Here is a 23,472-nt window from a genome sequence, read left to right as displayed (position 1 = left end):
ATCATGCACCTATTCCTTCCCTGCTGGCTGTTTCAACCCTTCATCATTACCTGATCAGCGTGAAGAAAAGGATGCAGATTGGATTTATAGTTGAAACAGCCGAAGCCAGGGAAGTCATGCATTTTGCCCTTCTCCTCGGTTATGGTGCCAGTGTAATCAATCCGTATATGGCATTTGCCGTGCTGGATGATATGTGCAAGAAAGGAGAAATACCGCTGGATTACAAAACAGCCCGGCAGAATTATATCAAGGCCATTGACAATGGTCTTCTGAAGATCATGTCGAAAATGGGCATCTCTACTCTGCGAAGCTACCATGGTTCCCAGATTTTTGAGGCCATTGGACTCAGCAATGAGATTGTTGAGAAGTATTTCAACGGAACCCCGTCCAACATCGGAGGCATAGGGCTAAAGGAAATTGCCGAGGAGGCCTCAATACCGCACAGGGAAGCTTTCAGCAAGCGTCCGGTGAAGGATTTATATCCTAATACCGTTGGTATTTATCACTGGCGGAAAGACGGGGAGTTTCACGGATGGAATCCTGAAACGATTGCTCTTCTTCAGTGGGCAACCAAGACAAATAATTACGAAAAATTCAAGGAGTTCAGCAATCTGGTGAACTCACAGAACCGTGAACCCAACTTTTTACGGGGCCTTCTGAATTACAAGAAGAACCCGATACCGCTGGAGGAAGTTGAGCCGGAAGAGAGCATTATGAAGCGGTTTGTAACCGGAGCCATGTCGTATGGTTCTATCAGCAAGGAAGCCCACGAAGCATTGGCCAGGGCCATGAATTACATTGGAGGCCGGAGCAATACGGGTGAAGGCGGAGAAGATGCAGAGCGGTTCAAACCCCTGCCGGATGGCTCGCTCATACGGAGTGCCATCAAGCAGGTTGCTTCCGGCAGATTTGGTGTTACTACCAATTATCTGGTCAATGCCGATGAGATACAGATCAAGATGGCCCAGGGGGCGAAGCCGGGTGAAGGAGGACAGTTGCCCGGATACAAAGTAGATAAGATCATTGCGCGTCTGCGGCATTCCACGCCGGGAATTACACTCATTTCGCCTCCTCCGCATCATGACATTTATTCGATTGAAGATCTTGCCCAGCTGATTTTTGACCTGAAATGCGTGAATCCGACAGCAAAAATCAGTGTTAAGCTTGTATCGGAACATGGAGTAGGTACGGTTGCAGCCGGGGTAGCCAAAGCGCGTGCCGATCTGATCACTATCAGTGGGAATGAAGGGGGAACCGGTGCCAGCCCTGTCAGTTCCATTAAGCATGCCGGATTGCCAATCGAACTGGGTATTTCGGAAGCACATCAGACCCTGGTGAAGAACAATCTGCGAGGGCGGGTGCGTCTGCAAACTGACGGGCAATTAAAAACGGGCCTTGATGTGGTTTTGATGGGTATTCTGGGAGCGGAAGAGTTTGGTTTTGCTACTGCCGCTCTTGTTACTCTTGGTTGTATTCTGATGCGAAAATGCCATCTGAATACTTGTCCTGTAGGAGTAGCTACCCAGAATCCCGAATTGCGCAAACGGTTTATCGGCCGGTCGGATTATGTTGTTAACTATTTCCGTTTTCTGGCAAGAGAGGTAAGGGAAATAATGGCAGAGATGGGAATCCGGAAATTTGATGATCTGGTTGGAAGGACCGAATTGCTGGAACAGCGCACCGATGTTGACCACTGGAAAGCCCGTACCGTTGATCTTTCGCGAATCCTTCACAAGCCGCAGGAAGCTGAGAAGTTTCCCTTGCACCAGGTAACGCATCAGATTCATCCCATTGACGATATTCTTGACCGGGAACTTATCAAGCTGGCCGGGAAGGCATTGAAGAGCAGGGAAAAAGTCTGGATTTCGAAGCCGATCAACAATACCGACCGGGCTGTAGGGGCCATGCTTTCCGGGGAGGTAGCGCGCCATTACGGTGAACTGGGACTTCCAGACAATACCATCAATGCCCGCTTCTATGGTTCGGCAGGCCAGAGTTTCGGTGCATTTCTGGCCGGCGGGATAAGTTTCACGCTGGAGGGAGATGCCAATGATTATCTCGGAAAAGGACTTTCAGGAGGGCGTATTATAGTGGTTCCTCCTGCAGGAAGTAAGTTTGTTCCGGAAGAGAACATTATCATTGGAAACACGGTACTTTATGGAGCTACCAGCGGAGAACTGTACGTGAGAGGGATAGCGGGAGAACGTTTTGCCGTACGCAACAGCGGAGCTTTTGCTGTCGTGGAAGGAGTAGGTGATCATGGTTGTGAATACATGACGGGAGGACGTGTGGTTGTGCTGGGTTCTACCGGAAGGAACTTTGCCGCAGGTATGTCGGGCGGCATAGCCTATGTCCTGAACCGGAACGGAAACTTTGAATATTTCTGCAACAAAGGGCTTGTTGAATTAACGCCCCTGGAAGACCGTACCGATATATTGGAAGTACAGATGTTGCTGAATAACCATTTGCTGTATACCGGAAGCCGGGTTGCAGAGACTATCCTATCCAACTGGGATGAGTACCTGCCTATGTTTGTCAAGGTTATTCCAATGGAATACAAGAAGGTACTTGAAGAACAGAAACTGGAGGCATTGCGGAAAAAACTTGAGGCGACGGAAGATTCGCCTCAGTATCATTATTAAACGATAACAAAGAAAACGGAAGCGATATGGGTAATCCAAAGGGTTTTCTGGAAGTTAAGAGAAAAGAGGGAGGCAATCGTCCGATCAGTGAGCGGATTCTCGATTTCAGCGAAGTAGAGCAGACACTTGACGAGGAGGATCGCCGGCTGCAGGCAAGCCGTTGCATGGACTGCGGAGTTCCTTTTTGCCAGTGGGGTTGTCCGGTAATGAACAATATGCCTGAATGGCAGGATGCAATATATCGGGGCGACTGGAAGAAAGCTATCGACATTTTGCAGTCTACCAATAATTTTCCTGAATTTACCGGAAGGGTTTGTCCGGCACCGTGCGAAAAAGCGTGTACGCTCAACATTCATAAAGAGCCGGTAACCATCAGGGAGAATGAAGCGGCTACTGCAGAAAGAGCTTTTGAGAGGGGGCTTATAAAACCTCAGCCTCCGGCTTTCCGGACAGGGAAAAAAGTTGCGGTGATAGGTTCCGGTCCTGCCGGACTGGCATGTGCTGATCTCCTCAACAAGGCCGGTCACCATGTAACCCTCTTTGAGAAAGATGATGAAGTGGGAGGATTGCTGCGCTTCGGGATTCCTGATTTCAAACTTGCCAAAAACGTCATTGACCGGCGGGTTCAGCTTATGATCGAAGAGGGATTGGTAATCCGCACCAGCGTACATGTGGGGAAAGATATTTCTGCTGAAGAACTTGTGAATGAATTTGATGCCATTTGCCTGGCCATTGGTGCCATGCAACCGCGGGATCTGCCGGTGGAAGGCAGGGACCTGAAAGGCATTTATTTTGCCATGGACTATCTGACCCAGCAAAACAAAGTTGTGAGAGGCGATCGGATTGCGGAGAAGGACCGGATTCTGGCCACCGGGAAACATGTTTTGGTTATCGGAGGAGGTGATACCGGATCGGATTGCGTTGGAACAGCAAACCGGCAAAAAGCCAAATCGGTAACACAAATTGAAATTCTGCCGAAGCCTCCCGAAGAACGCACTCCTGATAATCCATGGCCATACTGGGCCAACGTGCTGAAGGTATCCAGTTCACATGAAGAAGGGTGTGAGCGCTTCTGGTCATTGTCTACCAAACGGTTTATCGGGAAAAACGGAAACGTTACCGGCGCAGAAGTTGTTGAGGTAGCCTGGGAGAAAGATGCGAACGGAAAAATGGCTATGAAGGAACTCCCGGGGACGGAACGAATTATTCCGGCCGATCTTGTTCTGTTGTCGCTTGGTTTCCTTCACCCTGTGCAGGAGGGTTTGCTCAAAGATCTTGAACTGAAACTCTCGGAAAGGGGGAATGTTCATGTCAGCAAGAACCATCAGACAAGCAGGGCGAAAATCTTTGCCGCCGGAGATGCTGTAAACGGAGCCACTCTGGTAGTGCGTGCCATTGCCTCCGGACGCAAGGCTGCCGAAGATATTGACAGGTATCTGAAAAGCCTATAAAGCGAAAAAATACATTTTCACAGGAAAAATGTTTTGATTAATCAAAGAATGGTTACCTTTGTCTGAATTAATTTTTTTTAGTCATGAACATTTATATCAGAAACATCGATTTCAAGGTAACCGACCAGCAGTTGAACGATCTGTTTGCAACCTGCGGCGCGGTTCAGTCAGCAAAGGTAATCCGTGACAAGTTCACCGGCCGGAGCAAGGGATTTGGTTTTGTTGAAATGCCGGATGATCAGGAGGCGGAAAAGGCTATTGCCAGCCTGAACGGATATGTATTGAATAACAGGCCTATTGAAGTCTCTCAGGCCAGGCCAAGAGAAGACAGAGGCAATTATTCAGGTTCCGGACATCGACGCTAGGATCTTCTACCTATAACTGACTTGTCAGAAGGCTGTCCCAATTGCGACAGCCTTTTTTATTTGTATCTTGGCCGAAAATTGATCATATGACAGGAATGGTTTTTCAGATGCCCTCAGATGTCAGACTGCTGAGTGAGGCATCCAGGTTTTTTGATACCCTGCCTGAAGGATTTCAGATTGGGTATACCCCCTGGAAAGAATTCCCATATAAACCGGATGTGAAAGTAAAATGCGCATGGCAGCTCCGTGGCTTATTTCTAAAATATTACGTAAACGAAGATTGTGTGAAGGCGATCTATACTCAGCCGAACGAACCGGTTTATAAGGACAGTTGTGTGGAGTTTTTCGTATCACCTCCTGGGGCCCTTGGATACTATAATTTTGAATTCAATGCCATTGGGAACATGCTCGCGGCATTCGGTTCATCGAGAAACGACCGGGAGTTTTTACCGGCGGAGGTAATTGGAAGTATAGATGTTATGTCGTCTCTTGGCAAAAAACCTTTTCCTGAAAAATCAGGAAAGGTAAGCTGGGAGCTAACCGTCTTTCTTCCTGTTTCGGTTTTTGGTAAGCATGTATCAGCTTTTGAGAAAAATATTGTTTTAAGGGCCAATTTTTATAAATGCGGGGATGATCTTTCCAAACCGCATTACCTTTGCTGGTCGGAGATCAAAACGCTTGCCCCCGACTTTCATCGTCCTGAGTACTTTGGTGAACTTATTCTGTCGTAAACCTACCTTGCGCATCAAAAACGCGCAATGTGTCATAAAGGTCGCTTTCACTGTGTTCCAGCGGGGTTAACCCGGATGCTTTTTCGCAAAGCTTAGGCACTGCATATTAATTTGCTTGCTCTCCTGATGCGCAATCCGGGTTAAAACATATCCCATTGGCCGGTTTATCCTTTTGTTTTTCTGATGAGTTCAATGAAGTCATCGAACAGATATTCTGTATCGGTGGGGCCTCCGGATGCTTCGGGATGGAACTGGGAAGAGAAAAAAGGCTTTTTGCGGTGCCGGATTCCTTCGTTTGTATTATCGTTGATGTTGATAAACAGGGGTTCCCAGTCGCCCGGCAGGGTGTTGTTGTTGATAGCATACCCGTGATTCTGGGAGGTGATGTACGACCGGGGTGTGCCCACTTGTATAACAGGCTGGTTGTGGCTTCGGTGCCCGTATTTCAGTTTATAGGTATCCGCTCCGGCGGCGAGCCCCATAAGCTGGTTTCCGAGGCAGATGCCGAAAACAGGCCTGTCGTCCTGAAAGGCGAGCGTAAGGTTCTGAATGGTTTCGCGGCACATTTTGGGATCGCCTGGTCCGTTGGTAATAAACAAACCATCGTATTCTTCTTTGCTGATGTCATGGTTCCATGGAACCATAATGATGGTTGTATCCCTTTTCAGAAGATTCCGGATAATATTGTACTTTACGCCACAATCGATCAGGAGGATGCGGTATTTTCCGGTGCCGAATATTTTCTTTTCTTTTGTGCTGACTTTTGCCACCAGGTTTTCTTTGGAAGGGTCATATAAATCAACGTCCTGGTTATTGAAAACAATTTTGCCCAGCATAGTTCCTTTTTCACGGAGAATTTTGGTAAGTTTTCGTGTGTCAACTCCTGTGATTGCCGGGACCTTATGTTTTTTCAGCCAGTCGCCCAGGCTTTGTACAGCATTCCAGTGGCTGTATTCAAAAGAATAGTCAGAAACCACGAGTCCGCTGATGTGCAGGGTGTAAGATTCGTAAAACTTGAACAAATCATCTTCGGTTTCCGCACCGGGCACTCCGTAATTTCCCACAAGCGGGTAGGTGAGAACCAGAATCTGCCCTTTGTAGGAAGGGTCGGTGAGGCTTTCAGGATACCCGGTCATAGCTGTGTTGAATACAACTTCACCTGAAACAGAGCCGGGATACCCAAATGATTTGCCAGAAAATACGCTTCCGTCTTCAAGAATCAGTTTGATCGGTGCCAATTCGTTCATTCTTCAAATCCTGTTAAGTAAGAGGTTTTTTACTATTTTCTTTCAGCAGAGCATTGATGATTTCTTCTGCCGCCTCGGGGGTAATAAGTTTGGCAACTATTTTTTTGTTTTCATCAAGAAGATACAAAATGGGAGTGCTTTTAATATCGTAGAGTTCCTTGTATTTATAATCATAAGGATTCCAGGCATTTATCCATCCGTAGAGTTCATGGTCGTTCACCCATTTGATCCATTTTTTCTTTCCCTCTGCACCGCCGAGCATGTGGACGGCAACAACCTGAACACCCTTATCTTTGAGCCTGTTAAAAACCTGATGCAGTTCGGGCATGGCTTTCTGGCAATGCCCGCAGTCACATTCCCAGAACATAAGGATGGTATATTTTGCCTTTACATTCATTAACCGAAAGAAACTTCCAACATAGACGTTTGCTGCAGCAGTAGTGTCGGTGGCGGCCTGTTTGAAATGTTCATCGGGAATAAGTACCAGCTGGAAATCAGGGGCAGTCTGGCCAATTAGCAAAGGCTTCCGTTTACTGATCTGATCCTTCAGTTTATTAATAAAGTCAGCATTGGCCCAGGTTGCTTCAGGAATGTAATATTTCTCTGCAATGTGGATGAAAACGCCGTCATGTCCCATAATCTGGCTCTGGGCATAGTAATTGAACAGGGTAACGAGCACATACCTGAACACCTCGGGGTCTTTTCTGGCTTTTTCAATCAGGGGGTCGAGTTCTTTGATCAGGCTGTCGGGAACCTGAAGCAAGACTTTCTGAAAATAAAACTTGAATTTTTCGTCATAGATAGGGGTTCTTAAAAGCCTTGCATCAGTAAAATCCATATTGTCGAAGTAATGTGCCTTATAATACTGGTATTTAAAAGCCGAATCAAGCACATTCCCCTGCTCGTCTCTCGGATAGTCAGGGACTTCAATATCGCGTGTAGCTTTTACAAAATCTGCCACAAAGTATCCCTTGTAATTGGTAAGAATCTTATTTATTTCGGCGAGGACTTCATTGTCAATCTCCCTGAGCTTTTGCGTAATCCTGTTTTTGGATGCGCTATCGGAAGCGGTGCGGAATTCTTCCTGCAGTTTTTGCTGTTGCCGGCGTTTTTCAGCAATGAATTTCTGGTAATTAAAGAACACTTCATTGTCAGTGCTTCCGGTAACAACCGTTTTTCCCTGCAGGTCAGTTGTATCTGTCTGGATGGTAAAAACCTGATCGCTTCCGACAAGAAAGTCCACTATTACGCGGGAAGGGAAGTACAGAAAATACATTCCTTCCTTGAGTTTATCGTTTCCTTTAAAAACACCTTCCCCTTTTTTGTCGAGTTTAATGGTATCGTCGGGAAGCAGATTGGTAGCAAAATGGTGGCCGAGAATTATGGTAGCTTCGGGAAGATTGTTAACTTTAACCTTGATTTCGTATCCCTGGGCAAATAAAGCGTGGGTAAAACTGCATAAAAGGATAACGGAAATAAGGAGGAAAATACGTTTGCAGAAAGAAGCTCTCATATGTGGAACGATAAAAGAACGAACATCCGGGATGCGAAAATACACAAATTAAATGAAATGTTATGCTGACATTTGATCAGGCGCGTAAACTCGCAGAAGAGGAAATCAGAAAACTGCAGCTGAAAAAGGAGCCTGAATTGCTGTATGAACCAATTCGTTATGTTCTGGGGATGGGTGGTAAACGTATCCGGCCGGTATTAACCCTGATGTGTTATTCCCTGTTTGGCAACGATTCTGGAAAGGTGGTGCCTGCAGCTCTTGCCATGGAATTGTTCCACAATTTCACCCTGATGCACGACGACGTTATGGATAATGCTGCCCTGCGCAGGAATTATGCTACAGTCCATGTAAAATGGAATCAGAATGTTGCCATTCTATCGGGTGATGCTATGCTGATTAAGGCTTATGAACTATTAACCATGGTGCCGGAGGCAGTGTTTCTGCAAGCAGTCAGGATATTTAACCAAACGGCGATGGAAGTATGTGAAGGCCAGCAGATGGATATGGATTTTGAAAAGCTGGAAGAAGTGCCGGTGGGAAAGTATCTTGAAATGATCCGGCTGAAAACATCGGTTTTGCTGGCGGCGTGCATGAAAATCGGCGCCATTGCCGGAGGAGCGAGTGGTGAAACCGCTGATCTGCTGTATGAAGCTGGCATCAACGTTGGTCTCGCTTTTCAACTGCAGGACGACCTTCTTGATACGTTTGGCGATGTGGAATCTTTCGGAAAAGAAATCGGAGGTGATATCAGAAGCAACAAAAAGACGTATCTGTATATTAAATCGCTGGAGCTGGCAAGTCCTGAAGACCGGAAAATACTGAAGGAGTATTACAGCAGAGAATCTGAGGGCAATTTTACTGTTGGTGAAAAAATAGAAGCCGTGACATCCATATTCCGGAAATATCGTATTGATGAAGTAACCGGCGAATTAATCCGATCTTATGCCGATAAGGCTTTGATGACCCTTGACAGAATAGCTGCCGACCCGGCCGGGAAGGCAGAACTAAGAAACCTTTTTCTCCTCCTTCTGGACAGGAAGAGCTGAGTTTGGATCTTTTGCCGGGGATGTCGAAAAAAATTTTTCGACATCCCCGCTGTTCAATCCGCCGTTAAACCTTATAGGTTCTGGAATTGCTGATAATAAAATGTAAAATTCTGTTCCAGTTTGCTGGCTTTTTCATTCTGATTATAGGTGCGCGCCAGTATCATCAGTTGCTGAAGATTCTGAAGGCATTCCTGAATTTCAATTGATGCCCTTTCGGTAAATTTCTTTTTTAGTCCAAAAAAGTAAGAAAGATCCTTATCGAGTATTTCGGCAAATTCATCGAGAATCTGATTTGCCCTGGCAGTTGCGCCAGCCTTATAGTAGCCTTCAATTGTGCCCGGGGTAAAGTAGTCGTAAGGTACCTTACTGTTGGGTGTAAGTTCCATAATGCGGTCGAGTACATTCAGCGCAGAGTCCTTTTTACCTTCCTGGAGCAAGGCTTCTGCCAGCCGGTTAAACTGGCTGCGCATTCTGACAATTGCAATCGTTCTCACAGTAAAAAAATCGAGGTACACATCCGGAGCATTCATTCGTCCCCAGTGAAATTTATTCATCAGATTATCGTACAGGATATCGGTATCTATTCTTCCGTAGGTAAAGAAATTCCGGTCTGGTGTTTTAATGGGTACGAACCGCCAGGCAAAGCCTTCAAGCTGTGTATAGTCGTTCAGGCCGAAGCTTCCTTCCGTTCCTACCGAGGCAAAATAGACCGGGCGGTGCCATTTGTTGGTTGCAAACAGGTCCATGACGGCAAATTCGCTTTTGCTGATGCTGTTTCTGGAGATATTCCAGGGGACAAAAGGTTCGATAAGCGAAGCATCCTTCCGTTTTACAGTTCCGTTGGCGAGCACAACTGATGTGTCAACCGGGATGCGGAAGTTCTTGCCGGGTATGTGATCTACCAGTTCCGGATAGTTTGGAATGGTTTTGGTGCGGGGATCATCGCTCAGAACGAATTTAACGGCATCTTCCACAGTGATAGGTTCCTTGATTCTGTCGAGAAGGTAAATCTGGTTTCTGCGTCCTGAGACATACTTGTCGCGCGTCATGGATAAAGGCAGAGGATCGGATTCATATGCCTTTCGTTTCATCTGGTCGATATACCAGTCCATATTGAGCAGCATGAGGTTACAAACCCTCACATCGGTGCGGATGCCTTCTACTTCCTGGCAGTACCATAACGGGAAGGTATCGTTGTCGCCATTGGTAAATAAAATGGCACCGGGAGCACATGTTTTGAGGTAATTGGCGGCAAGATCGCGGGTGGTATATCTGCCGGAGCGGTCATGATCGTCCCAGTTTTCTTTGGCCATAATGCCCGGCACAAGGAGGAGACACAGTGCTGTAACAAGAATGGCTTTCAGGGTTTCCCTTTTTCGACCAAGCACTTCCCAGATAGCTGCCACGCCGAGTCCTATCCAGATTGAGAAAGCATAGAACGAACCAACATAGGAGTAATCCCGTTCGCGCGGCTGTAAGGGTGTCTGGTTCAGATAAATCACAATAGCAATTCCTGTCATGAAGAACAGGGTGAATACAACCCAGAAATCCTTGCGGCGGCGGGAGAAGGCAGAAGCCTTTTCATCCTTTTCTCTCTGGAGCTGATACAGCAGTCCGATGATTCCCAGCAAAAGCGGCAGCATATAATACGTATTCCTTGAGGGAATGTTTTTTCTGTATTCAGGAAGGGAAGCCTGATCGCCAAGCATCATGCTATCGATGGCGTCAATTCCGGTAATCCAGTTTCCGTTGGTTATCCCACCGTCTCCCTGGTTATCGTTCTGACGGCCGCTGAAATTCCACATAAAGTAGCGGAAATACATGTAGCCGAGCTGATAGCCGATAAAAAACCGAAGGTTTTCAGCAAATGTCGGCCGGATATAAGTCTGTGTTTTTCCGTCCCGTCCGGTAATTCGTACCGGCTTGCCTTTTACTTTTCCCCAGTCCTGATAAACCCTGATGTGCGAAGGATCATTGCTCCACATACGGGGGAAAAAACCCGTCAGTTCAGGGGCAAATACATACTTTGGCTTTTTATAAATTACAACATATTTGCCATTAAGCTGGGCATATTCATTATCTCCTTCGGCAACGTCAATAATGGGAGCGCTGTAGTATTGTCCTTTGAAAAGAGGCCTGTCGCCGTATTGTTCGCGGTTCAGATAGCTGAGTAAGGCAAAAACGTTGTCAGGGCTGTTTTCATCCATGGGAGGGTCAGCCAGGGCTCTGATAACAATAGTGGCATACGATGAATATCCGATGAGAGCCACGGTAAAACAAAGAATAATTGTGTTCAGCAGGACTTTCCGGTGGTGTATGGTATACCGGATGCCAATTATGATAAGGCTTACAAGAAGGGCCGCATAGAAAATAACCCCTGAATTGAACGGCAGTCCGAAACCATTGACAAAAGCCAGTTCAAACCAGCTGGCCACCTTAATGACGCCGGAGATAACCCCGTACATCATGGCTCCGAGGATGACCATGCCAATTAGCAAAGCATAAATAAATCCTTTTGTAGTGGGCTGGTATTTCCGGAAATAATAAATCAGCACCAGGGCAGGAATGGTCAGCAGATTCAGAAGGTGTACCCCGATGGATAACCCCATCAGGTATGCTATGAAGATCAGCCACCGGTTGGCATGTTTTTCATCAGCTACGTTTTCCCATTTGAGCATAGCCCAGAATACGACGGCAGTAAACAGGGAAGAAGTGGCATACACTTCGGCCTCAACAGCAGAGAACCAGAATGAATCAGAGAAAGTGTAGGCGAGGCTTCCAACGGCAGCACTGCCGAATATGGCAATAAGGCGGCCGGTTGTAAAAAGACCGTCAGGTGCAATGATTTTACGGGCCAGGTGGCTGATTGTCCAGAAAAGAAACAGAATGGTAAAGGCGCTTGCCAGACCCGACAGGGCATTAATCATGACAGCAACCCTGGTTACATCTCCTCCGGCAAAAAGTGAGAAAAACCTGGCCATAAGCATGAACAAAGGTGCCCCGGGAGGATGGCCGACCTGCAGTTTATAAGCTGAAGAGATGAACTCGCCGCAATCCCACAGGCTTGCTGTCGGTTCCAGCGTCAGCAGGTAGGTTAAGGCAGCAATACCAAATACAATCCATCCGATGAGGTTATTCCAGAACCTGAATTTTTTCATAAGGGTTTGATTCTACTGAATGATAACCAGACTCTTTGGTAATTTTGCGGTCGCAAGTTACTATATTTTTCCTTTTGATTTTCCGGCACAGGGGATATTCACTTTTGGAGAGAAATGGCAACAGGAGAAAAAATGGCAGGTTATCATTAATATTGCAAAATGTAATCCATTTTTCAGGTTCATGGTAAAAAAGTCGTTCAAAAACAGAAGTGGTATAGTCTATTCAACAAATCCTGATTTTGAATATGAATCCAGGGAAAAAGAAGAGGAGGAAGAAACCCTGCCTCCCGGGCATCAGGATCTGCGGGTTATGACCGACCGGAAAAACCGTTCGGGGAAAACAGTGACGCTTGTCAAGGGATTTAAGGGAAAGAAAGAGGACCTTGAAGCCCTTGGGAAAGTTCTTAAATCGCGCTGTGGTACAGGGGGAAGTGTAAAGGAAGGAGAAATTCTTATTCAGGGAGATGTTGCGGAGCGCATAATGGAATTGCTGAAGCAACTTGGTTACAAAGCCAAAAAGGCCGGAGGGTGATGGATGAAGCCAGGGCGCAGGGTTAAGCAGATTGTATTGTTTCTGGGATTTCTTCAGCTGATGTTTCCTGAAGCGAAGGGTCAGTTTTATACAAGCGGCCAGGACCCTTCAGAAATTAAATGGATGCAGCTAAAAGGAAGCCATTTCCGGCTGATCTATCCGGTTGCTTTTTCATCGGAAGCAAAACGTTTTGCTTTTCTGCTGGAAACGTATAAAGAACCAGTTTCCCGCCCATTGGCATCTTCAGCAAGAAGGTTTCCCGTTGTTTTTCATCCCTACAGCATTTTGTCGAATGGATTTGTTGTATGGGCTCCCTGGCGTATGGAAATTTACCCTCTCCCTCCGCAGGACATTGATGCTGAGGACTGGCTGACACAACTGGCCATTCATGAATACCGGCACATTGTCCAGTTGCAGAAACTCAATCAGGGTTTTACAAAGGGCCTGGGGATTCTGGCAGGTGAACAGGGTCCGGGAGCCGTTTCAGGCCTGATACCGCGTTGGTTTCTCGAGGGTGACGCTGTCCGTACCGAAACTATGCTGGGGATTGGCCATCGGGGTCAATTGCCCTCCTTTCATATGGAACTTAGAACACTGCTTCTTTCGCAACCGGAACCTTACCCGTTTCTGAAAGCTATGCTGGGTTCCTACAGGAATTTTGTACCGGATTATTATCAGTATGGCTATGGTATGGTTTCATGGACTGAAGAAAAATATCAAGCAGATGTTTTTCCGAAAGCTATTGATTTTACTGCACGTAATCCATACCTGCTGTATCCCTTTGGAATCAGTCTGAAACGAACAACAGGCTATAACCAGCAGGGGCTTTACAAAAAAGCCATGCAGGATCTTCGGGAAAAATGGAATCATCAGGAACCTGCGGAGATTTATCCCGGAAAAAAAGTTTGGAATAAGCGAAACCCCAGAGAATATATTACCTATCGTTTTCCGGTATTTTTCAATGACAGTATGGTAATTGCCTGCAAATCGGGACTGGGGGAAGTCCCTTCTTTTGTAAAAATCGGGAAAGACGGGAAAGAAAAAAGGATTCTGCATTACGGGTCAGAAAATCTGGTAAGGATTTCTGTTGCCGGGAATCAACTGGTATGGACAGAAATCAGGACTGATGTGCGCTGGCAGAACCGCAGTTTTTCGGTCATAAAAAGGTTGGATTTATCTTCCGGGAAACAATATCGGGTTACGAAGCGGTCTCGTTATTTTGCGCCTGTATTATCTGGTGATGGAACGCGGATTACTGCCGTGGGGATTACACCTGAAAATGCAGTATCGCTGGTTGTTTTGAGGACACAGGACGGTACGATCCTGCGAGAGATTCCATCGCCGGGCAATGCAATGCTTATGGAACCCTGCTGGATCAGCGACAGCGAAATAGGCGTTCTGCTTCAGGAACGGGAAGGCAAGAGTATCTGGAAGTACGACATGGAAAGCAATGCATGGAGTTCGTTCCTGCCGGCAACTACTGCGGAACTGGGCGATCTGGCCGGAGCCTGGCCGTGGCTTTTCTTCCGTTCAGGATATACAGGCATCTGTAACATTTTCGCGCTGAACTGCCTTGATTCGTCTGTATGGCAGGTGACATCCGTCCGTTACGGAGCCGCCAGCCCTTCTGTTTCTCCCGACGGAAAACGCATTATTTTCAGTGATTACACACCTGCTGGTTACGATGTTGCTGAAATTCCCCTTGATACTAATCTTTGGACGCGTTGGAACGGCACTAATCTGACAAATGATCCGTTTATTACTTCCGGGCGGGATAAGAGGACAGGGAAAGCGGGTTTCTCCGACCTGGATTCCCGGTCATTTTCAGAGACCACTTATCGTCCATGGCTTCATCTTTTCAAAATTCATAGCTGGCTTCCTCTGTATGCCGACTATGACCTTCTGCGGCAGGGAGACCCAGCGGCAGGTGCCGGTTTTATGATACTGGGCCAGGATTTACTGAATACTTCTTTTTTATCACTTGGAAGCGATTGGTCGCAGGGGTATCCCGTTTGGAGGGGGACATGGACCTATGCAGGCCTTTATCCGGTATTCAGAATTCAGGCAGAACAGGGAGGCGTGCCTCTGGTTTATAAGGCAGGGACCAATACCTTGCCAGCCCTAACGAAAGATCATTCGATGATAAGCACCCGGATTTCTTTTCCGCTCAATCTTACTTCCGGAGCCTACTTGCAGTATGTTAACCCCTCCGTGGAATGGGAGTTTAAAAACGATTGGTTTTATAAGCCTGATCAGGCAGTATTTGTACGTGGCATACATTTTTTTACTGCCAGTCTTTACGGCTACCGGTATCTTCGCCTTGCCCCGCGCGATATCAGTCCGCGCTTCGGGCAGGTTGCCGAACTGAATCTGAATTTTTCTCCTTTCAGTGCAGATGATATCGGACCGCTGCTTACCGGAAAGTTCGGGATTTTCCTTCCCGGATTAGGGAAACATCATTCCTCGTTCATCAACTATTCTTTTTTGAATCAGTTTTACAGCAGGAGCCGCTATCTCTATTCATCAGGAGGTTATTTTCCGCGGGGGTATGTGCCTGCCACTTCTTCCGAAATGCACAGATGGAGTATTGATTACCGTTTTCCCCTTTGGTATCCCGATTGGCATATTCAGACTTTGTTGTACGTAAAACGGCTGAGGGCAGATATGTTTGCCGACTATGCCTCCGGTAAAATTCTCAGTGAGAACCGGCAGGGGTTCAACGAAAAGGATTTTTTCTCCTGCGGAGGAACTTTATATACCGATTTTCATCTTTTCCGTATTATTTTTCCCTTTTCGCTGGGTGTGCGTGTTATTTATATTCCGGAATTCAATACCTTCAGGTTTACTCATTTGATCAATATTGATCTTACGGATTTTTAGAATCAGAGAACAATGACGCCGGGCCGGAAACAAAAAAATTCTTGTTTCATCTTAATGAAACCTTAGTAATTTTGCACAATTGCCAATGCTAAAAATGTGTTCAACAAAATCCGACATATTATCAACGGAGTAACAAGGCTCTTTTCAGCTTTTTTACGGCTCAATATAACCGGTTTGCTGGGAACCATTGCTTTCCATTTGCTTGTGTTGTTTATTTTTCTGAGTACCAGAATAATAACACGGACCAATTATCCGCCCAAGGAAATAATGATTGAATTTCCTGAAGAATTAAAGACGGAGGAAATTGAAAGACTGGAACAAATAAAGAAGGAGCAACCTTCGGTTGAAAAAATGACCGATGGATTTATCGGTCGCAATATAGCAGTTGATGCTGCAGAAAAGGTGAAGGATGAGGTAAGCACTGAGAAATACATTCAGGAGCTTGAACAGAAGATGGATTTGCCCGGATTTAAGGCACTGCAAAGTCCGCAGTCGGCAGAAATGAATCAGAACAACGAGGCAAGTACCGAACGCAGTGATGCCGGGCTTCAGGTGCAACAGGAGAACCCGCAAAAAAAGACGGAAGAAAAGATTTACCGTGGACCCACCACCATCATGTTTGAATTTGAAGCACCGAAAAGGAAACAGAGATTTATTCCTGTACCGGTTTATAAATGTGAAGGACAGGGTCTGGTGGAAACAGAAATTTACGTGGATCAGCAGGGCAATGTTATTTCGGCCCGGGTTGTCCCGGAAAAGTCAACCACGTCCGATGAATGTCTTTTCGATGCGGCGGTGAAATATGCCCTGCGGAGCAAATTTAATGCTGATCCTGCTGCACCTGCCAGACAAAAAGGGAAAATCTGGTATCAATTTATTGCCCAATAATGAACCCCCTAACTTTCCAACCTGCCGGAGCAATGCCTTTCGTGAAATGCAATGCTCCAGGATTTTCTGGACAACATAGCAAAAATTCCGGTTCCTTTTTTCGGTTTGCCGGAACACTCCGATGGTTTCGGAGGGAAAGCTTTTATTCAGGTCGGAAAAGGCATTTGCTGTTTTTTTTTCTGTGCCTGATTGTTGGCATAGTTTTTACCATTCCCTCGGAGGGGCGAAGTCTTCAGGAAATCAAACGAAGCGGCAAGCTCTATATCGGATTAACGCAATGGGATTATGCGAATATTAATTATCCTCTGGCTCTGGAGTTTGCACGTTATCTGAATGTCAAACCTGTTGAGGTTACCATTGACTGGAACGAGGTTTTCAGCAGGAACGGAAAGATTCCTTCCGATATTGAAACAAATCCTTCCATCAGATATACACCGGATGCATTTAAAAAGGTTGATATTGTCTGCAGTACCTTTTCAATCCTGGAATGGAGACAGAGGCTGTTCGATTTTGCCCGCACGCTTTATTCGGCCGAACTATTGCTGGTCGGGAGCGAAGGCATTGTTCCTGAACATTACAGGGATCTTTCGGGGAAAAAGATTGCCTTTATGAAAGGAACGAGTTTTGAAACCCATATGCAGGAGATAAACAGGGAGACCGGAGACGCCATCCAGCTGATACCGGTTAAAACAACAGATGAATCAAAGGAACTTCTTCTCAAAAGGAAAGTATTCGGAATCGTTCTGGATGCTGATGAAGCTTTACAGTTCTTCAGCGAGAATCAGGAGAAAGTGAGGATAGCGTTTCCGGTTAGTCCGATTTCGAGAAGTGCTTGGGCAGTAGAAAAAAACAGCGATCTGCGTTTTGAGGTGGAGGATTTTTTTGAAGCAATTGCAGAAAACGGGGTTCTCGACAGAATCTTTTCCGGCAAGTTTCATATCAGATATTCATCATATGTTGCCCAGCTGCGCAAGACAGCGCGGCCGAAATATATCCGCCGTGACCTCGACCAGATAATTGCCGCAAAGGAACTGGTTGTTGCGTTTCGTGAAAGGAATTTTGTATTTCATGAAGGCGAGAACAAGCAATTTATGCATGCGCTTGCCGAAGAGTTTGCTGATTACCTGGGAGTGAGGCTGGATTATGTCATTACGCCAAATTCTTCGAAATACTTTGAAAACAAAGAAGGTAAAATTGTCAAAGACAGTTCTTATACGCCCGATTGGTTTAACTGTTTTGACGTAGCCTGTGACATTTTTGTGCCGGTTTACTGGCGGACAAATAAGGTGGATCTGGTGCCTCTTTTCCCCGGTGAATATTCTTTGGTTGCAAGAAAAAAGACACATATTGCAAATGATAAAGATTTACTGAAGCTGAGAGGGGTAGTGGCGAAGGGTACCGTTTACGAAGACATTCTGCTCGGAAAAGGATGCAGGGATCTGATGTATACTGATGTGGATCATTTTCTCGAAGCAGTGAGCAGTGGCAAAGCTGATTATGCCATTATTCTGAATGCATTTTTTGAACTATCGGAATATCCCGAGCTGGAAATCAAATTTCCGATGGGCGAAACCGAAATCTGCTGGGCAGTGAGAAAGGATCAGCCCCTTTTAAAAAAGTCTCTTCAGCATTTTATAGCCGAGTCAAACAGGAATGGCCTGCTTAAAATTCTCCAGGAATCCCTGCATACAGAGTACAAATTTTCCACCGAAGCGATAATGGACAATTATTATGAATCGTTTCAGGCAGGGCAGTTTCCATACGTTTTGTACGGCACTGAAGACGGTTTGCCGCAGGAAGATGTATTGTCCATCCTACAGGATAAACGCGGGTATATGTGGTTTGGCACCAATGCCGGCGCGGCCAGGTATAACGGACGTGAAATGCAGGTATACGACCGGCATAACGGACTTCCGGGCAATGCTGTTAACGGGATGGCTGTTGATTCTTCCGGAACGTTGTATTTTGCTACTTCAAGAGGTATTGCCGTTATGGCCGGTGAGAAAATACAACGAATCTTTCTGGAGGGAGAACCGTTTGCAGGTGTGTACGTTGATTCCTTTCAGAACAAATGGTTTCTTGGTAATCCGGCACTTCATATGCTGAGTCCTGAGGGTAAGATTGTCAGCTATGCCGGAAGTATTCCCGCAGTTTCTGATATGGGATGCATTCCAAAAACCCGTTCCTATTTTTTTGCTACCAGTGAAGGCATATTTTTACTGAATCCCGGAGGCGATTTTATCCGGCTGACCAGTGAACCCTGCCTGTCTTTGCTGATTGATCCGAATGAAAACATATGGTATTCAACCCCCAAAGGATTATTTATTATAGGAGCCTCTGATCTGGCGGAAGGGAAACTTCATCAGGTGCGTCGGCTGAATGAAACTCTGGGATTGTCAGGAGGGGCGATAAAAAAGATCCTGGCTTCCCGGTACGGCGGGGTTTGGCTTCTTTCCGATTACCGGTTTTACCAGGTGTTTTCTTTACATCAGCGGGCCAAAGTATTCGAGCAGGAAATCGGATTGAAGAACAATACCATTCTTTCGCTCTATGAAGATACGGAAGATAATTTGTGGATAGGATTCAGCGGAGGATTGCAGAGGATGACAAACAAAAAAGGGTTACGAAACTTCAACCCGAACATAATTAACAGCTATGTCTATTCCGTTGTCCAGGACAAACAGGGGTCCATATGGATTGCCTCCAACAACGGCGTTTTTTCTTACGACGGCCGGCTTACAGACGTTGGTAAGAAACTAGGCATCACACCGGGTAGAGCGGTATTGGGAAAATATCCTGACGGAAGGATAGTTATTGCAACGGCAGAAAAATTGTACCTGATGAACCCCGCTTCAGGAAGTGTTGCAAAAACATTCACTTTTCATCAGCCGCTTCTCCGGCTGGAAAGAATGTTTATCAGCTCAAAGGGAGAAATATTTCTTATGACCGGTTCGGAAGGGAAGGTCTATTATCTTCGCCATCCGGGCGACCCCGTAATTACGTATGAAAACCGGGCCACATCAAATGTTCATACTCTTATCGAAGCGGAAGGCAGGATTTATGGCGGCAACCGGAATGGAATCATTGAATTTGGCAATTATGGTTTCCGGCTTGTCAAAGATATCGGTCATGCTACCTGGTCGGTATGTTATGACGAAGGGAAATTCTGGATCGGCACGGACAACGGGCTTTATGTATTACAAAACAATGAACTTCAGAAGGTTCCTTATTCAAACCAGACGGATGTCGTTATCAAATCGATCATTCCGGCCAAAAACAAAGCATATCTGTGGCTGGGTACAAACAAGGGCTTTGTTTATCTGAACAAGCTCACTTTAAGGGAAGAACTCAGTATGTCGACAAAGGATGGTCTGCTCGGAGGAGAAATTACCACCGGGGGTCTTTTTGTTGACGCTTCCGGAATTTTATGGATAAGCACCTACCACGGACTGTCGAATTTTAATTTGCGGGCTGCATCGGTTCAGGCCTATGCACCAATCTGCTATCTGGAAAGGATTTTCCTGAACGGGAAGGAGATTAAACCCGAAAACCATAGAAAGTTTAAAAGAAAAGAAAACAACCTTGTATTTGAAATTTCGGCTCTGACATTTTCTGATGAAGGCTCAGTGGAGTATGAATTTTATCTGCGGGGTCTGGAAAATGATTATTCATCCTACAACAAGGGAATGGACTATAAGGCGGTATATACGAATCTTCCACCGGGCAAGTATGAGTTTGTTTACAAAGCGCGCGGGAAAAACGGCATCTGGGGCTATTCTCAGAAGTACAGCTTTATGATACGCAAAGCCTGGTATGAAACCTGGATCTTTAAAATTAGTCTCATTATTCTGATTGTTACCGTTTTTGTTCTGATTAACCAGTGGAGGATATACAGGATACAGAAGCAGAAAGAAATGCTGGAGAAGCTGGTAAAAGAGCGGACGAGGGAACTCGAAGATGCCAATGAGGAAATTGAATTGCAGAGAGATCTGGCTGAGCGTCAGAGAGATCAGATTTATCAGCAGAAAAAGGAAATACTTGACAGCATACAATACGCAGCCCAGATTCAGAAGGCCATCCTTCCTTCCAATGATGATCTGAACAGGATTCTTCCTGATCATTTTATACTTTTCCGTCCGAAAGACGTTGTCAGCGGCGATTTTTACTGGGCTGCACAAAAAAACGGGCGGGTGATCATTACAGCAGCCGATTCAACCGGCCATGGAGTACCGGGAGCTTTCATGAGTTTTCTCGGTATTACTTTCCTTACTGAAGTTGTAGGTAAAAACGATGAAATTACTCCTGCCCTCCTGCTGGATAATATACGCAGTTACATTATAAGAATTCTTGGGCAAAAAGGAACCGAAACAGAGCATAAGGACGGCATTGATATGGGTTTATGCATAATTGATCCTGTCACCAGGAAGGGTGAATTTGCAGGGGCCAATAATAACCTGGTGATCGTTCGGAAAGGTGAACTCCTCGAAATTAAAGGGGATAAGATGCCCATCGGGATTCACCGGAACATGGTGTCTTTTACAAATCATCTGTTAACGCTGGAGGCCAGCGATATGCTGTATTTGTTTTCAGATGGTTATCCAGACCAGTTCGGTGGGCCATCAGGTAAAAAAATGCTTCGAAAAACCTTTAAGGAAATTCTGCTGGAAATATCTGCCCTGCCAATGAGCCGCCAGTATGACATTCTGGAGGAGCGTTTTCTTCAGTGGAAAAAAGATTATGAGCAAACTGATGATGTTCTGGTCATAGGCATCCGCGTCTGAGAAAGCTCTGAATATTCCGGGTTCAAGAAGAAAAAAATCTGATTCCGGCTGGAGAGGAAATTATTGTTTGATTTTCTTTGTCAGGATATCATCAAGGCTAATAATATACTCCAGAGCCTTCTGTTCACCGAAAATCTTTTCAAATTCGCTCCGGAGGAATTCACGTATATCAGTTTCCCAGTCGAGGTAAGAGAGGATTGAAATGCGGCCAAGTTCTCTTTTCTCGAAAAATCGCTTCAGAATATTTACTTTGGTATGAAAGGCAAGGTAGGCTTTAATGGACACACGCAATTCGTTTGAAAGCATGTTTTCAAGCATTTTCAGCTCGCTGGGAAGTATTTCAAAGGTAGTTTCGTAAAAAGAACTGAACGAATTGTTCCAGTTGATAAAGTGTATAAAATAATTTGTAAGCCGGAACAATTCTTTGTTTTCATCCTGGTCTATGGTTTTCAGAAAAAGGTTTTTCAGTTCATCCCGGTACCATTCTTTTATGCTTTCGTCGAGTATATGTGTAATTTCAGTAGAATGCTTCTGGTATTCAACGCTGAAATTGGAAAGGGAAAAATCCTTATTGTGAAACGGGTCGTGGTATTTGATAATACGAGTGATCACATTGATTTCATCATTCAGAAGATGCCAGAGGGGGAAAAGCTTCTGCTTCTGCATCAGCTTGAGCCAGGTTTCACTGAAATACCCTTCGAGAAACAGATTTTTGAGTTCCAGGTCATTGTGGGTAATCCGTTCGATATCACTTCTGTATATTTTCAGGTGTTCATTGATGCGGCTTTTGATCTGCGCTTTTTTCCCGGTAACAATAATTTGAATATAAAGAGGGTAGAATTTTTCCTTCCCATGAAACTGAGGTTTAGCCCGCAGGTTAAGATAGTGTTTTACCGTTATCTTTCTTGGTTCCATGTAAGTTTATGAAACATCTAAGATACAAAAAATTCATTTGAAACAAAAACAGAACCTAAATACCTGTTTAGTAAATCATTACTATGTTGAACAAAAACAGCATAAAAAATAAACAATTATTCTATACATGTTAGACAAATTTCTGGTGATGGAATTTGACAAAATGCTTTTTGTCTGAACAGCATGGCTTTTTCCCCTTTCCATACCTCCCAAAAAGATGACTGGTTCAGGTTGCCATAATAATAGGCGGCATTTTTATCAAAACAGCATGGCAGCATAAATCCATCCCATGTTATTACAGGAGAGGTCCACATGCGGTGGCATGGTCTATGCGTTTGGTGCTGTTTGCTACTGGAATACCGAGACCATTTGCCTCGGGCAGGAAATACCCTATCGGGTCGGGCAGGGTCAAGTATCTGCGGTATTTTGACAGAAAACACATCAGCCCCCAGTTGTTTTGCCAGCTTCCTTGCCTGTTTCATTTGGTGCTGGTTATGGCTGAACACTAAAAACTGGATTAATATCAGGGGGTGATGGACTTTTTTCTGCCGGCGGATTCGTGCCAGCGTCCTGATGCCTTCAGTTACCTGCAGGAAATTACCATTGGTCCTGTATGTTTCGTAAACGTCCTGGGTGATTCCGTCCAGGGAAATGATGATTCTGCTGAGGCCGGCGTCAATTATATCCTCTGCATTCTTCCCGGCAAGAAAGTGTCCGTTGGTTGAAATGCTTGAATACATTTTGTTCTGTGTGGCAAAAGCTATCATATCCTTGAGGAGAGGGTTAAGAAAGGGCTCTCCCTGGAAATGGAGCTGAATCCACACTGATTTTTTCCGGGTTTGTTCAATAACAGAACGAAACAACCCCATGTCCATTAATCCTTTGGGCCTTGAAAGCCGGCCGGAACCGGTGATGCATTCGGGGCATTTCAGATTGCAGAGGGCCGACGATTCAACAGAAAACGCTGAAGGGTTACCGTAATGTTTTATTTTGCCCGTTACCGCCGATATGTGGTAGGATCCTTCCAGAAGAAGCCAGTTGCCGATCCGTGCGGGAGTGAGCAAGTGCAGGATTCGGAAAAGATCGGCAAAGAAATGCTTCCAGGAAAGAATATAGGTTCGGGTAATCTTCACCGTTTATTCCGATTCGAGAATTTTAAGAAGCTCGTCAAGCTTGGGAGTGAGAATGATTTCGGTACGACGGTTTTTTTGCCGGGCCTCTTTGGTTTTGGCCGGATCGACGGGCATAAATTCTCCTCTGCCGCTGGCAGTGAGGCGACGGGGATCAATTTTTGTACCATCCAGTAATATTCGCACAATAGCT

General features: G+C 45.6%; 15 protein-coding genes. 9 read left to right on the top strand and 6 right to left on the bottom strand.

Translation table 11 applies throughout. The features are described from left to right. The 4 genes from gltB to GX419_02690 form a co-directional block, all read left to right on the top strand. Positions 1-2,642, top strand: a 2,642-nt coding sequence (gltB, locus tag GX419_02705) for a glutamate synthase large subunit (protein ID NLI23605.1), incomplete at its 5' end; no start/stop codon positions are given. 26 nt (positions 2,643-2,668) lie between these two features. After that, entirely contained in the window at positions 2,669-4,093 is a 1,425-nt protein-coding gene (locus GX419_02700; protein ID NLI23604.1) for a glutamate synthase subunit beta, read from the top strand. An 83-nt stretch (positions 4,094-4,176) separates the two neighbouring features. Then, a complete protein-coding gene (locus GX419_02695; protein ID NLI23603.1) occupies positions 4,177-4,458 on the top strand; it encodes an RNA-binding protein in 282 nt (93 codons plus the stop codon). Between the two features lie 86 nt (positions 4,459-4,544). Then, complete coding sequence (locus GX419_02690) at positions 4,545-5,189, top strand: hypothetical protein (protein NLI23602.1); 645 nt, start codon at positions 4,545-4,547, stop codon at positions 5,187-5,189. Between the two features lie 164 nt (positions 5,190-5,353). Here the strand turns inward: GX419_02690 and carA are convergent, their stop codons facing one another. Both carA and GX419_02680 read right to left on the bottom strand, forming a co-directional pair. Continuing rightward, positions 5,354-6,436 (bottom strand): glutamine-hydrolyzing carbamoyl-phosphate synthase small subunit, encoded by a 1,083-nt coding sequence (gene carA, locus GX419_02685; GenBank protein NLI23601.1) that lies wholly within the window; start codon positions 6,434-6,436, stop codon positions 5,354-5,356. Between the two features lie 13 nt (positions 6,437-6,449). Continuing rightward, positions 6,450-7,949 (bottom strand): DUF5106 domain-containing protein, encoded by a 1,500-nt coding sequence (locus tag GX419_02680; protein NLI23600.1) that lies wholly within the window; start codon positions 7,947-7,949, stop codon positions 6,450-6,452. Positions 7,950-8,011: 62 nt separating this feature from the next. Here GX419_02680 and GX419_02675 point away from each other — a divergent pair, with 62 nt between their 5' ends. After that, positions 8,012-8,995 (top strand): polyprenyl synthetase family protein, encoded by a 984-nt coding sequence (locus GX419_02675; protein NLI23599.1) that lies wholly within the window; start codon positions 8,012-8,014, stop codon positions 8,993-8,995. Between the two features lie 71 nt (positions 8,996-9,066). Here GX419_02675 and GX419_02670 read toward each other — a convergent pair whose 3' ends face one another. Beyond that, the gene (locus GX419_02670) at positions 9,067-12,153 is read right to left on the bottom strand and encodes a DUF2723 domain-containing protein (GenBank protein ID NLI23598.1); all 3,087 of its coding nucleotides are present in this window, start codon (positions 12,151-12,153) and stop codon (positions 9,067-9,069) included. 181 nt (positions 12,154-12,334) lie between these two features. On the opposite strand from GX419_02670, the gene GX419_02665 reads away from it, so the two are divergent. The 4 genes from GX419_02665 to GX419_02650 all read left to right on the top strand — a co-directional run bounded on the left by GX419_02665 (position 12,335) and on the right by GX419_02650 (position 21,234). Further along, the gene (locus GX419_02665) at positions 12,335-12,685 is read left to right on the top strand and encodes a translation initiation factor (GenBank protein NLI23597.1); all 351 of its coding nucleotides are present in this window, start codon (positions 12,335-12,337) and stop codon (positions 12,683-12,685) included. A gap of 3 nt (positions 12,686-12,688) precedes the next feature. Continuing rightward, positions 12,689-15,565, top strand: coding sequence for a hypothetical protein (locus GX419_02660; GenBank protein NLI23596.1), 2,877 nt, complete (start codon positions 12,689-12,691; stop codon positions 15,563-15,565). Positions 15,566-15,661: 96 nt separating this feature from the next. Beyond that, a complete protein-coding gene (locus tag GX419_02655) occupies positions 15,662-16,453 on the top strand; it encodes a hypothetical protein (protein ID NLI23595.1) in 792 nt (263 codons plus the stop codon). A gap of 164 nt (positions 16,454-16,617) precedes the next feature. Next, on the top strand, positions 16,618-21,234 hold the full coding sequence (locus tag GX419_02650) for a transporter substrate-binding domain-containing protein (GenBank protein NLI23594.1): 4,617 nt from the start codon (positions 16,618-16,620) through the stop codon (positions 21,232-21,234). Positions 21,235-21,294: 60 nt separating this feature from the next. Here GX419_02650 and GX419_02645 read toward each other — a convergent pair whose 3' ends face one another. The 3 genes from GX419_02645 to GX419_02635 form a co-directional block, all read right to left on the bottom strand. Then, positions 21,295-22,149: a hypothetical protein gene (locus GX419_02645; GenBank protein ID NLI23593.1), complete on the bottom strand. Its 855-nt coding sequence runs from the start codon at positions 22,147-22,149 to the stop codon at positions 21,295-21,297. Between the two features lie 116 nt (positions 22,150-22,265). Beyond that, positions 22,266-23,282: a radical SAM protein gene (locus tag GX419_02640; protein NLI23592.1), complete on the bottom strand. Its 1,017-nt coding sequence runs from the start codon at positions 23,280-23,282 to the stop codon at positions 22,266-22,268. Positions 23,283-23,285: 3 nt separating this feature from the next. Then, positions 23,286-23,472 (bottom strand): hypothetical protein (locus GX419_02635; protein ID NLI23591.1); only part of this gene is annotated, 187 nt, incomplete at its 5' end.

Source organism: Bacteroidales bacterium, assembly GCA_012517825.1.
Taxonomy (GTDB): domain Bacteria; phylum Bacteroidota; class Bacteroidia; order Bacteroidales; family JAAYUG01; genus JAAYUG01.
The sequence above is the reverse complement of the archived record's forward strand: the minus strand, read 5'-3'. Positions and strand labels throughout refer to the sequence as shown.

Coding starts and splice junctions, on each gene's coding strand:
- GX419_02700 (NLI23604.1), top strand. CDS start 2,669: ATGGGTAATCCAAAGGGTTTTCTGGAAGTTAAGAGAAAAGAGGGAGGC.
- GX419_02695 (NLI23603.1), top strand. CDS start 4,177: ATGAACATTTATATCAGAAACATCGATTTCAAGGTAACCGACCAGCAG.
- GX419_02690 (NLI23602.1), top strand. CDS start 4,545: ATGACAGGAATGGTTTTTCAGATGCCCTCAGATGTCAGACTGCTGAGT.
- carA (NLI23601.1), bottom strand. CDS start 6,436: ATGAACGAATTGGCACCGATCAAACTGATTCTTGAAGACGGAAGCGTA.
- GX419_02680 (NLI23600.1), bottom strand. CDS start 7,949: ATGAGAGCTTCTTTCTGCAAACGTATTTTCCTCCTTATTTCCGTTATC.
- GX419_02675 (NLI23599.1), top strand. CDS start 8,012: ATGCTGACATTTGATCAGGCGCGTAAACTCGCAGAAGAGGAAATCAGA.
- GX419_02670 (NLI23598.1), bottom strand. CDS start 12,153: ATGAAAAAATTCAGGTTCTGGAATAACCTCATCGGATGGATTGTATTT.
- GX419_02665 (NLI23597.1), top strand. CDS start 12,335: ATGGTAAAAAAGTCGTTCAAAAACAGAAGTGGTATAGTCTATTCAACA.
- GX419_02660 (NLI23596.1), top strand. CDS start 12,689: ATGAAGCCAGGGCGCAGGGTTAAGCAGATTGTATTGTTTCTGGGATTT.
- GX419_02645 (NLI23593.1), bottom strand. CDS start 22,149: ATGGAACCAAGAAAGATAACGGTAAAACACTATCTTAACCTGCGGGCT.